Origin of the sequence: Microcoleus sp. Pol8_D6 (assembly GCF_036700965.1) — a bacterium.
Taxonomy (GTDB): Bacteria; Cyanobacteriota; Cyanobacteriia; order Cyanobacteriales; family Microcoleaceae; genus Microcoleus.
In genome coordinates this window covers 16,881-27,008 of record NZ_JAUBPW010000086.1, presented here as the reverse complement: position 1 = coordinate 27,008, position 10,128 = coordinate 16,881, and the positions used below count along the sequence as shown (strand labels likewise).

Annotated in this window: 14 protein-coding genes and 2 pseudogenes; 7 read left to right on the top strand and 9 right to left on the bottom strand. The window is 44.6% G+C overall.

What is annotated here, in order from left to right; all coding sequences use genetic code 11:
- On the bottom strand, nucleotides 1-306 hold a 306-nt coding region (locus QUA10_RS25615), incomplete at its 3' end, for an isochorismatase family protein (protein ID WP_333085304.1).
- Nucleotides 307-1,044: 738 nt separating this feature from the next.
- Between QUA10_RS25615 and QUA10_RS25610 the strand changes: the two are divergent.
- Nucleotides 1,045-1,212: pseudogene (locus tag QUA10_RS25610) on the top strand (IS1 family transposase); the annotation flags it as partial.
- Nucleotides 1,213-1,376: 164 nt separating this feature from the next.
- Here the strand turns inward: QUA10_RS25610 and QUA10_RS25605 are convergent.
- A pseudogene (locus QUA10_RS25605) lies at nucleotides 1,377-1,484 on the bottom strand (IS4-like element ISAva3 family transposase); the annotation flags it as partial.
- Nucleotides 1,485-1,934: 450 nt separating this feature from the next.
- On the opposite strand from QUA10_RS25605, the gene QUA10_RS25600 reads away from it, so the two are divergent.
- Both QUA10_RS25600 and QUA10_RS25595 read left to right on the top strand, forming a co-directional pair.
- On the top strand, nucleotides 1,935-2,165 hold the full coding sequence (locus tag QUA10_RS25600; protein WP_333085305.1) for a hypothetical protein: 231 nt from the start codon (nucleotides 1,935-1,937) through the stop codon (nucleotides 2,163-2,165).
- Nucleotides 2,162-2,554 carry a flavin reductase family protein gene (locus QUA10_RS25595; protein WP_333085306.1) on the top strand — a complete coding sequence of 131 codons (393 nt, stop codon included), beginning with the start codon at nucleotides 2,162-2,164 and terminating at the stop codon, nucleotides 2,552-2,554. The genes QUA10_RS25600 and QUA10_RS25595 overlap by 4 nt, the downstream gene beginning before the upstream one ends.
- 196 nt (nucleotides 2,555-2,750) lie before the next feature.
- Here QUA10_RS25595 and QUA10_RS25590 read toward each other — a convergent pair whose 3' ends face one another.
- Nucleotides 2,751-2,882: a hypothetical protein gene (locus QUA10_RS25590; protein ID WP_333085307.1), complete on the bottom strand. Its 132-nt coding sequence runs from the start codon at nucleotides 2,880-2,882 to the stop codon at nucleotides 2,751-2,753.
- A 256-nt stretch (nucleotides 2,883-3,138) separates the two neighbouring features.
- Here QUA10_RS25590 and QUA10_RS25585 point away from each other — a divergent pair, with 256 nt between their 5' ends.
- Nucleotides 3,139-3,789 carry a tyrosine-type recombinase/integrase gene (locus QUA10_RS25585; RefSeq protein ID WP_333085308.1) on the top strand — a complete coding sequence of 217 codons (651 nt, stop codon included), beginning with the start codon at nucleotides 3,139-3,141 and terminating at the stop codon, nucleotides 3,787-3,789.
- A 20-nt stretch (nucleotides 3,790-3,809) separates the two neighbouring features.
- On the opposite strand, the gene QUA10_RS25580 is transcribed toward QUA10_RS25585, so the two are convergent.
- The 4 genes from QUA10_RS25580 to QUA10_RS25565 all read right to left on the bottom strand — a co-directional run bounded on the left by QUA10_RS25580 (nucleotide 3,810) and on the right by QUA10_RS25565 (nucleotide 6,103).
- Entirely contained in the window at nucleotides 3,810-4,805 is a 996-nt protein-coding gene (locus QUA10_RS25580) for a tyrosine-type recombinase/integrase (RefSeq protein ID WP_333085309.1), read from the bottom strand.
- Nucleotides 4,802-5,083: a hypothetical protein gene (locus QUA10_RS25575; RefSeq protein WP_333085311.1), complete on the bottom strand. Its 282-nt coding sequence runs from the start codon at nucleotides 5,081-5,083 to the stop codon at nucleotides 4,802-4,804. Before QUA10_RS25575 ends, QUA10_RS25580 begins: the two co-directional genes overlap by 4 nt.
- Before the next feature lie 300 nt (nucleotides 5,084-5,383).
- Nucleotides 5,384-5,533, bottom strand: a complete 150-nt coding sequence (locus tag QUA10_RS25570) for an nSTAND3 domain-containing NTPase (RefSeq protein WP_333085312.1) — start codon at nucleotides 5,531-5,533, stop codon at nucleotides 5,384-5,386.
- A gap of 315 nt (nucleotides 5,534-5,848) precedes the next feature.
- Nucleotides 5,849-6,103, bottom strand: coding sequence for a hypothetical protein (locus QUA10_RS25565; protein WP_333085313.1), 255 nt, complete (start codon nucleotides 6,101-6,103; stop codon nucleotides 5,849-5,851).
- Between the two features lie 434 nt (nucleotides 6,104-6,537).
- On the opposite strand from QUA10_RS25565, the gene QUA10_RS25560 reads away from it, so the two are divergent.
- Complete coding sequence (locus tag QUA10_RS25560; protein ID WP_333085314.1) at nucleotides 6,538-6,867, top strand: hypothetical protein; 330 nt, start codon at nucleotides 6,538-6,540, stop codon at nucleotides 6,865-6,867.
- Nucleotides 6,868-6,937: 70 nt separating this feature from the next.
- On the top strand, nucleotides 6,938-7,063 hold the full coding sequence (locus QUA10_RS25555; protein ID WP_333086412.1) for a hypothetical protein: 126 nt from the start codon (nucleotides 6,938-6,940) through the stop codon (nucleotides 7,061-7,063).
- Between the two features lie 374 nt (nucleotides 7,064-7,437).
- Here QUA10_RS25555 and QUA10_RS25550 read toward each other — a convergent pair whose 3' ends face one another.
- Nucleotides 7,438-8,169: a Fic family protein gene (locus QUA10_RS25550; RefSeq protein WP_333085330.1), complete on the bottom strand. Its 732-nt coding sequence runs from the start codon at nucleotides 8,167-8,169 to the stop codon at nucleotides 7,438-7,440.
- A gap of 273 nt (nucleotides 8,170-8,442) precedes the next feature.
- On the opposite strand from QUA10_RS25550, the gene iscB reads away from it, so the two are divergent.
- Nucleotides 8,443-9,717 (top strand): RNA-guided endonuclease IscB, encoded by a 1,275-nt coding sequence (gene iscB / locus QUA10_RS25545; RefSeq protein ID WP_333085315.1) that lies wholly within the window; start codon nucleotides 8,443-8,445, stop codon nucleotides 9,715-9,717.
- Here iscB and QUA10_RS25540 read toward each other — a convergent pair.
- Complete coding sequence (locus QUA10_RS25540; protein ID WP_333085316.1) at nucleotides 9,714-10,088, bottom strand: hypothetical protein; 375 nt, start codon at nucleotides 10,086-10,088, stop codon at nucleotides 9,714-9,716. The two genes, iscB and QUA10_RS25540, sit on opposite strands and share 4 nt — an antisense overlap.
- Nucleotides 10,089-10,128: the final 40 nt, after the last annotated feature.

Below are 10,128 nucleotides of genomic sequence, written 5' to 3'. Positions count from 1 at the left end.
TCTGCCACATCTCTTGATGAGATTATTCGCGCTTATTGTGCAACTTAGTGTCTCATTTTTATTTGAAATAACTATAATTAGCAGCCCATGTTCTCTTGCCCAAGCAACCATCCTCTGGAGGCTAGGAATCATTACACGCACAGCGGATAGATCTGCTCCCAACTCATTGCCACAGAAACCCTCCAGATTACAGAAGGCATTTTGCATATCAATTACAAGCAAAGCAGCCCGTTTTAAATCAAGCGGAAAGGGGTATTTATAGGTTGGAACTAAAATGTGAGAAGATTCTTGATTACTTATAGTCATTGTCTTTACTCTATTTTTAGATTTACTGTCAGTTCTGGTAAAAAGATTGGGACTTAGGTTGGAAAAATTGCTACTCGTGCAACGGGTAATTTCAACATCTCAACAGAGCATCACCGTGCCAAAACGGGAAATTTGTACGCACTTGGCTGAAGCTCTTCCCCTGTCTGATTTCTATAAATATTATTCTGGATTGGTGCAGAGTATAAGGTTAGGACTATTGCTGACAAGTTAAGCTAGGGAAATATTTTTCAATCAGCAATTATACTAATAATATCATCAATTTTAACCCACATTCCGCAGATGTGATTCATCTTACTGGTATTTTTGAAAAATCCCAGCCATCCAACTTTTTTAGTCTAACTTTTTTAACTTTGGTTTCTACTTTTTGTGTAAGGATTCAGGTATCTGAAACGTAGTCACAGAAGGACTTCTACAATTCAAGCCTTCGCTAAATCAACAGCTTAATTCTCAATAGGTACGACAATCAAAGCTTTCATGGTTTCTTAATAAGAATGGATATTTGATGATTATTGGATCGAATTGTTACACCGTATAGGTTTTACTGTTTTTTACATGACCTGAATCCTTACCTTTTTGTTAAAATTAGTAGACAATATCTTAAGTTGAATCCCGGCTTTTTTTCTGACAATAACTTTCTCAAGTTATCAGACAATACAATCCAATAAATTCATAGGTTCTTCGACCAATATAATAATTATATTGGCTAACAATTTATTTTTCAGAGTAGAAGGAGAGAACACACGCTTACGTCATTATTTAGCTCGTCTACACCGCAAAACTTTATGCTATTCCAAGTCCAGAGAAATGCTGCGTCACTCGATTCGTCTATTAATTCATTACCTCAAGTTTGGTGATGTTCCTGTACCCGCGCGCTTCATCCATTAATTCAGCAACGCCCTTTTGCTCACATCGAATCTAGACGCTATTTTTCTGATCGAGGTGTTACCTTGTTCGTTTTGACTATTTTTTCTCGGAAGTCGATGGAGTATGCTTTCATTATCCCTTTTGATGCAGTCCCTTGATTGTACTCTATTTACCTGCAATCTGCTGTAAGATAACCAGCACTCAAAGAACAGACGAGTGATCAATACAGGATAATCTTTTTTGGGCAGTTTTTTCAAGATGCCTTTAACAATTTTTGTTAATGAATTTACCATTAGTATCAAATAAATACATTTTGATAGGCTCTCCTGATTTTGAGGTGATAAGCAAACCGCATATCCTTGACGAGGAGGGCATCACAGAATTGCCGGTAGGCCTATTTAGGTAAGGGTGGACATAGCTCTTTTCATGTAAGGCTTTCAGAGCTTGGAGCCAACCTTACAGACCTGAAGTATCTAGGCTTTTTTAATGCTTTTGCAGCTACAAAGCCAAGACATTAACGAAATAATCAGCACTTTGAACCCTGTCCTGAGCAGATACTTGGATCTTTGTACACGGTAGTAAATCAATGAACTCCAGACTGCCAAGGAATTTCAACCATCCTTACCTTTAGGGCACTACCCGATCGCCAAGAAAATGTTGAGGGACTCTCCCGAACCTCTGCATCTAGCTGGTACGTTGGGCGAGCTATAATTTTTATACTTGAACAAAACTGAATATTCACCATGCACGTCGATCCCAACTCCAACACTCCTCAAGATAACTATAAGTTATTGACAAATCTTGTCGTTCCCCGTCCGATTGCTTGGGTAACTTCACAAAATACGGAGGGTGTAATCAATCTCGCACCCTTTAGCTTCTTTAACGCAGTGGGTGCTGACCCTTTATACCTAATCATCAGTATTGGCAATAAAGATGATGGCAGCATGAAAGATACGGGAAAAATATCACTTTGAGTAGTGAGTTTGTGGTGAATTTGGTGACAGAAGATTTGTTGACGGCCATGAATATTTCTTCTGCCAACTTCCCAACAGAAGAAAGCGAACTCACGGCTGCTGGTTTACATTCGGCGGCATCAAAGCGGGTTAAGGTTCCTCGCATAGCTGAAGCTCAAGCCAGTTTGGAATGCGTACTCCACAGCCAACAACCGCTAGGAATTTACACGCTTTTCATTGGGCAGGTGGTTATGTTCCATATTGACGATCGTCTTCTTGGCGATCGCCTACATATTAACGGCTTTGCTCCCATCGGCCGGCTTGGCTCTCCGTCTTACTATTGCCGTACAACAGAGCGCTTCGAGCTTCCACGCATCACCTACGAGCAGTGGCAGAAAAATGATGCCTAATACCAAAATATTTCCCACGCACAGTATCGTGCGCTTGAAAGGTTATCAGTATAACTTGAGAATTTTTAACGTTATCGCACCAATCAGTACGCAAAAACCTAGCGCTCTCCGAAAATAATTCACACCTTGAAATAATTCCTCCCACGCCCAAGTAAACAAAGAGCCAAAAGCTACCAAGTCTAACGCTGTATAGATTTCACCTGTTGTTAAAACAAGTTTCAGCAAACTCGCTGCCCGACGTGACAATCAGCGGTAGGTTGGGCGGCTGAGCCACAACAATTTCACCGTTGCTATCCCGGAATATTCGATCGAATGCTGTACTTGTCATTACTTTAAATACTTGGCTGACGTTTTTTACTTTATGCCAATAAGCCCAACATTTCCTCTACCTTTTTGTTGATTGAGCTAACGGTTTTTAGGGCTGACACACTCAAACTAGCGTTACGACGCAAGGACAATGCTTAGCGACTCAGCTAATTCGTAGCGTTCGTTCGCCACCACGGCATTAAGAAATCTCTCAGACTGATGCAGCAATGTAACAAGTATGCCAGACTTTCAAGCGTTAGGTCGGGTATACACCAAGCATGAAAATAGAGGGACACGGACAGGCCAAGATATTCACGCAAGAGGAAATCGAACTCTTGTTCAACGAAGGTTTGCAGAGTGACCGAGATCGCGCTCTCTTTGGGATTTGTCTGTACACCGCCTGCCGGATTGCCGAAGCCTGCAGCTTGAAAGTCATCGATGTTTTCACCCCAGCGAATGTCATCCGCTCCGAAATGATCATCCGCAAGGGCAACACCAAAGGCAAGCTCGGCACCCGCACTATCCCGATCATTCAAGAGTTGAGGCTGCTATTAGAAACCTACGAGCATCCCTCACACCCCTACCTATTCCCCAGCCGCCACCTCAACCACCGCTGGAAACACGCGAACCCGGAAGCCGCCTCTCACCTATTCCAAGAAGCCTGCGAAAAAGTCGGCATCATCGGCGCTTCCACTCACAGCCTCAGAAGATCGGCCCTGACTCAGATGAGCAACGCTGGGATTCCGTTGCGGATTATTCAAGAAATCAGCGGACACCGCAACTTAGAACAATTGCAGAAATACTTAGAAGTGCGGCCCGACCAAGTAAGGGGAGCCGTCTCCGCACTCTCTACCCTTTCCTACGTCAGGAAACAACTATATCCTGATAGACAGCCCCAAACCCTTGCTCCTACATCAGGTACTTGCTGAATTTTGGCAAGCTCGATCGCTCAAAACATCCCATCAAGCAAATCGGTAACGTCCTGTTGGTCACGGCCCCGATTGTCGTCATAAATCATGAGGGTGTCAAGCTTACGATGGCGGCTCAACTTCTGGACTTTCCGTACATTCCCATCCGTCGCATCCAAGGCCGCCGTGATAGCGCTGTGTCTGATGCGGTGAGGGGACATCTGCTTTTTGATGCCAGCATTTTCGCTGTGTCGCACAACAATCTTACGGATACCGTCGCCAGTGAGCCGATGTCCTGAATTAGCAAAGTCAAGCGCGGTAAACAGCGGGGTATCATGCGATTGGTTCCCGCCCCTAGCTTCGAGCCAGTCGGCGATCGCCTGCACTGTCGCAGAACCCAAGTCAATCACCTCAGCTTGCGTCCCGCGCCCCTTCCCGAAAATCCGCAAAGTTTTACCGGCCGGGTCAAAGTCTCGAACGTTCAACTGGCAGACTTCGTTACGCCTCAAAGCATTGCCCCACAACAGGCGAAGCAAAGCATAATCACGCTTGCCAGACAAGTTTGCCCGATCGCACTGCTGCAAAATTCGCTCAAAAGTTGGTCGGTCAACCCCAGTTGTATCTCGGTAGCTGGTAACTTTTTCCCCTTTGATGTCGCCTAGAGTATAGTGACACGCGCCGAGCTTGCGGCCCATTTCCACCAGACTTTTGACCGCCGCTAGCCGCCGATTAACAGTCGCTTCCTTAAGTCCCTTGTCAATCAGCTTAGCTTTGTACTTCAACACCACCGACACAGCCTGACGCTCTTCCAGGTGCAAAAACTCCAAAACGTTATCAGGACAGGCGGACTTTCCCGTCATAGTTTTTAAAAAATCATTGACATCCCTCTCATAGGTGCGTCGTGTATTTTCAGAGCGTTTGTCAGCTAAAAGTTGTTTGAGCACGTCAGGGTCAGTGTCTAAAGTGTCGAAATGTCTCGAAATTTTGGCATCGAGGGAAGCTTCCAGGCGGGCTATCGACAGTTCTGGTTTATTCATTTTATGCCTTTGAAAAGTGACGTTCCCGATGGCTCGTCGGAACTGGAAGCCGGAGCGCGAGGAACACTATTTTGAAGTCGGGCGATGGGGTCTAAATAAGCACTATCCGCTGGGGTTGGTTGGTGGCTGTTCGGGTCGGATAGCCTTGGAACCTGCAAGATAAATCTCTTGTTTAGCGGCAGACCCGGCAGCTTGACCACCGCTGAGCACGCCCGGCACGGCATCGCCCGTTTTTGGGCATTGCTGACCCAGTAGCTCGACTTCTCACAGAGCTTCATGCCTCAGCTTTGCCATACCCGCCGCATTTGCTAGACCCGCCATTGTCCTAGTATGGGACAGGATTAATCCGAACATTTTGGCTTTCCTGATGTTGGACAGAGCGCTTTGAAAAAATTCACCCGCCGCGCTGCATCGGCCCGCCCAGTTTGTGAACTCGTCACATACCAGAGTCATAGGTTGAAAGCTGGGGTTAGGTTGCGACTCAATAATTTTGTATCGGCGACGAACTTCTGACGCAAACCATTCGAGCGAACGATCGCGTCGTAGTTCATCCCGCCACCGACAACCTCACATCCCTGCTACGCTCCAAACGCCGCGTGCGGGTCACAAACGATAACTTGATACCCACACTCCAATCGGCGCTTGACTTCTTGCTCGGCAAAGGTAGTTTTTCCACTGCCGGGAGCGCCATAGATTAGCACGCTGGGGTAGTTGGTGAGGATAGGCATGAGGGACCCATCTACCTGTTCTGGTTCGATAGCCCCTGGTGTTTGCCTGTTGCTCTACTTTGTCGCTGGGGTTGGTTGTGGTGTCGAGCGTCGCCGTTCCCGTCAAAGCGGGTTGTTGCTCCTATCGATAGCCAAAGATTCGAGATAAGCTGTTTGGATTTCACCCTCAAACGCCACCTCGCCCGCCTCTTTAAGCTTCTTGTACCGCTGCTGAGTTTGTGCCATTAAATAGGCAGATTCAGCAGCAGCAAAATCCAACTCGTAAGACTTATTCTTATACTCTTTGATTCGCTATCTGATTGGCTCTTCCCCTCTTTACGAGCGATAAGCATCACTGTTACCATGCCACCAATTGCCAACAGAGCCAGCAAGATTTTGATGCCACCTTGCACCGCGCTCAATCCCTTTGAATTCAGCTTTTGCGGGAACTAACCAAGCTGGGCGAGATTCGATTTTGTTGCCAATTTTGAACTCGATTCGGTCGTTGAAGGGCAAGGCAGTTGCACCCGCCAAACCTATCAATCCTAAACCTAACAATCCCGAAACAATCACCTGATTTTTGCTACTCATAGATCAAAATACTCCAAATATGTGACACAAACAAAACCACCGTAGACCATCACTAAAGCAGCACTAAAAATTAGTAACTGGCTATTTGATATTCAACAAAATAACCCATCTTATAAACAGCGCGTCCAAAACATTAAATTAAATGACTTAGACTTCCCTAAAAAAGCAAGTATTGTGTTTAATAAAAACGCTCATTAACAAATTTTTAAATTTCGACCTAAATTACTGATAGTGCTGCCACTAACTATTACACTTTTGTGAATAAATTTATCAAATAATTTTACTGGTTTGCTAAGTAAATTGAGACGGCGCTTGCTCATTTTTTTTGTGAGCCGACCTTGAAAAAAATAAATTATTTATACGTTTTTTTCTAAAAATTAGTACAAAAAAAATGAGCGCTGTCGCGCCAAAAAATAAAGTATCGGAGATAAAAAATGGAACTATCACAGACCAACATCTATTACTTCAATAATTTAACCTGCGTCCACCAAACAGAAAACGAACTGTACATCATGGGCAGGGAAACAACACTTGTACTGAATTTTCAACAAACAAGCTATCAAACGCTCGACCAAATAATCCACGCTCTGCGACTTGTGAGAGACAAAAAAGTCCTAGACAGAAAGTCAATTATCGAGCAAGAGCTGCTGGCCTTAAACTTCCAATTCCCTCTCGAAAGCAGCAACCGTAGCAACAACGACAGCAGCAATGGTAGCAGCAATGGTAGCAGCAACCAAAACTGCGAGCTAAAAATCGACTGGTAATTCAATTATGCCGGAGAGACAAGTTTGTTTCTCCGGCAGCCAATAGCAAACATTAAAACCACATTCAAAAATGGCAAAGGAAATGGCAGGATATGTGTATCTCCTGCACTTTGATAAGCCGATATGTTCGAGTCGTCCGGCGCAACACTACGTCGGCTGGACACTCATATTTGGACGAAAGGCTTTGGAAACATAAAAAAGGCCGAGGTGCTAAATTTTGCGCCGCTGCCCGAGAACGCGGAATAAACTTTGTCTTGGCAGAATGCTGGGTTGCAGACAAAAGTTTTGAGAGGAGAATCAAAAGGCAAAAAAACCACAAACGTTTTTGCCCTCTGTGCAAAAATTGAAAGGACAAATCAGCTTTTTTGTAGGAAATGCAATTTCAATAGGAAGAAATATAACAGTTTTTAAACATTGTCAAATACAAGTGACCGATTACCTTTTTTCCATTACCAAGAAGCTAATTTCCCGGTCTCCACCGCTTTCATTAGCTTGCATAAATAGTTAGAACTGGGTGTTAGGTTTTGTACTTCAAGTCAACCTCCAGTTGCTTGTGCCTAATTCCTGTATCTATTGCTTTCGCCAATGCGCCTCCACCCCTCGTCCCCGACATTGCAAACGTCCTGCATCCCTTTCCTGCCGCAATAGACGGCGAATCAAATCAATTCCGACTGTTGGACACCGTTCCTGCAATTCCCTAATGGAGAATTCTTGAGGCAAATTGTTAATTACATCCAATACGATCGCCGTTTTAGTTCCTTTTGCGGATGTAACATATCCCACCCGCTGTTCAAACTCCCGATAAGCTGATAGCAGCATGACTCCTAAGAAATACTCCCACCAAGGTAATAGGTTGTGCTGCCCTTCATGCCATCCTTGGGAAGATTGGTAAAGCGTATCGTAATAGCTTTCCTTAGTTCTCTCCACAATCCGTTCCAGACTAATAAATCGCCCGACCTCATAACCAGCTTTGTAAAGTAGCAACAAAGTCAGCAACCTTGCCATCCGCCCGTTTCCATCTAAAAAGGGATGAATGCACAAGAAATCTAAAATATAAGTTGGAATCAGCAATAAAGGTTCTATCTCGCCCGATTCCCAGAGGCGATTAAACCGTTCTTGCAGGCGTTCCATTGCCGCAGGAGTACCATAAGCGGGAGTAGGTTGAAACCTCCCCACTTTAGTCCCATCAGGATAAGTAGCACTAATTTCATTATCCACTGTTTTCCAGCGCCCGCCTGTATTAACAGCAAATTGGTAAAGGTGGCGGTGCAGTTGTAAAATGACACCTGTACTAAAAGGAATGTGGGTATAACTGGTGTAAGGAACCCCACGCTTAAAAGCGGGGGCTTTTGGGAAGTCCGGCTCGTTTCGAGCGGTTCAAGAAGAAAGCTCGAACCTTACCAGAGACAGGATTAGACCTCCGTTTTTTGAGTCATGATACCGGAGAATGCGACGCTAGTTTTCCGCTCTATCGCCAAAAGTTAAACAGGCTTAACGGGGTTAAACCAGTGCTTTTGACACAAGAAGCTCATAAAACATTCTCGAAGCGAACTTTACCCAGCAATGGAGGACTTTATGTCTAATTTCGTTTTTGTACTTGATACCCAAAAACGACCGCTCAATCCAATCCGCCCAGGAATGGCTCGTAAATTGCTAACCACTGGCAAAGCTGCTGTTTTCAAAAGGTATCCATTCACGCTAATTCTCAAAGTAGAGGTAACGGTATCCCAACAACCCATCACTCTTAAAATAGATCCTGGCTCCAAAACCACGGGCATTGCATTAGTCGAAGGAGAAAACGTAATCTTTGGTGCAGAACTAACTCACCGAGGTCAATCAATTAAAGCCTGTTTGGAGTCTCGCCGTTCACTGCGTAGAGGCAGGAGAAATCGCCATACTCGTTATCGAAAGGCTAGATTTCTAAATAGAACTTGCCCTAAAGGATGGCTGGCTCCAAGCTTGCAACATCGTGTCGAAACAATCCTGACATGGGTAACTAGATTAATGAAAGTCGCTCCCATTAGTTCTATTGCTCAAGAACTTGTGCGATTCGACTTACAACGACTAGAAAATCCAGAAATTAGTGGACTGGAGTACCAGCAAGGCGTTTTATGTGGTTACGAAATCCGCGAATACTTGTTGAATAAATGGGATAGGAAGTGCGCGTATTGTGGAGTTACGGATACACCGCTACAAGTCGAACACATTCATCCCAAAGCCAAAGGCGGATTTAATCGTATTTCTAATCTTTGCCTTGCTTGCGAAAATTGTAATACTCGGAAGGGAACTCAAGATATTGAGCAATTCCTCTCCAAAAAGCCAGAAATTTTGAAGCGAATTCTATCTCAAGCAAAGCGGTCTTTAAAAGACGCAGCAGCAGTCAATTCAACTCGCTGGGCGTTATTTAACCGACTTCGTATGAATGGCTTGCTTGTTTCTACAGGCAGTGGTGGTCTAACAAAGTTCAACCGCACTCGATTAAATTTAGCTAAAACTCACTGGTTAGATGCTGCTTGTGTAGGCAAAGTCGAAGAATTAAAAGTGCTGACTTCTCAACCGCTGCTAATTAAGGCAGCAGGACACGGTACTCGACAAATGTGCGGCACAGATAAGTTTGGCTTCCCAATTCGTCACAAGTCGAGAAAGCAAATCCATTTCGGTTTTCAAACTGGCGATATTGTCAGCGCTACCGTCACAGCAGGCAAGAAGGTCGGCACCTATGTGGGACGAATTCTTTGCCGCGCATCCGGTTCGTTCGACATCGCCACAACGACGGGAAGAGTAGCAGGAATTAGTCATAAATATTGCCAATCTATTCACAAAAAAGATGGCTATTCCTATGGATTTTAATTCAAGGCGACTGAAGTCGCAGCCGCTTTCCTCCCCATGTCTAAAGCCAGGGGCTTCTCGCTCGTTTTCTGGTGAATTGTAGTTAGCACGTCCCGATAACCCGCAATTTCTTGTTCTGAACGATCGCGCGGCGTTGTTTTTTCAGTTACTAATTTTTTAATCCGTTCTAGCGGCACAGTAATGCCTTCAATGCGGTTAGAAGATTCGGTACTCTGAATAACCGCAGCTTGGCGCAAAGTGCCTAAAACTTGTGGGGCTTGTTGTTTGAATAGCTCCTGCTTTCCCTTGTACTCTCCAAGCAAACGAATTGTTTGCAGAAGTCTTTGGTTGAGCTGTTGACTTTCAATGAACCCCTCTTCAAATGACAGCATATCTATTTTATCTCCTTTGTATTAATTATAAACATTTATT

Excerpts from the sequence above, each read along its gene's own strand:
- QUA10_RS25600 (WP_333085305.1), top strand. The coding sequence starts at position 1,935 with ATGCACGTCGATCCCAACTCCAACACTCCTCAAGATAACTATAAGTTA.
- QUA10_RS25590 (WP_333085307.1), bottom strand. The coding sequence starts at position 2,882 with ATGACAAGTACAGCATTCGATCGAATATTCCGGGATAGCAACGGTGAA.
- QUA10_RS25585 (WP_333085308.1), top strand. The coding sequence starts at position 3,139 with ATGAAAATAGAGGGACACGGACAGGCCAAGATATTCACGCAAGAGGAA.
- QUA10_RS25580 (WP_333085309.1), bottom strand. The coding sequence starts at position 4,805 with ATGAATAAACCAGAACTGTCGATAGCCCGCCTGGAAGCTTCCCTCGAT.
- QUA10_RS25575 (WP_333085311.1), bottom strand. The coding sequence starts at position 5,083 with ATGAAGCTCTGTGAGAAGTCGAGCTACTGGGTCAGCAATGCCCAAAAA.
- QUA10_RS25570 (WP_333085312.1), bottom strand. The coding sequence starts at position 5,533 with ATGCCTATCCTCACCAACTACCCCAGCGTGCTAATCTATGGCGCTCCC.
- QUA10_RS25565 (WP_333085313.1), bottom strand. The coding sequence starts at position 6,103 with ATGAGTAGCAAAAATCAGGTGATTGTTTCGGGATTGTTAGGTTTAGGA.
- QUA10_RS25560 (WP_333085314.1), top strand. The coding sequence starts at position 6,538 with ATGGAACTATCACAGACCAACATCTATTACTTCAATAATTTAACCTGC.
- QUA10_RS25555 (WP_333086412.1), top strand. The coding sequence starts at position 6,938 with ATGGCAAAGGAAATGGCAGGATATGTGTATCTCCTGCACTTTGATAAG.
- iscB (WP_333085315.1), top strand. The coding sequence starts at position 8,443 with ATGTCTAATTTCGTTTTTGTACTTGATACCCAAAAACGACCGCTCAAT.
- QUA10_RS25540 (WP_333085316.1), bottom strand. The coding sequence starts at position 10,088 with ATGCTGTCATTTGAAGAGGGGTTCATTGAAAGTCAACAGCTCAACCAA.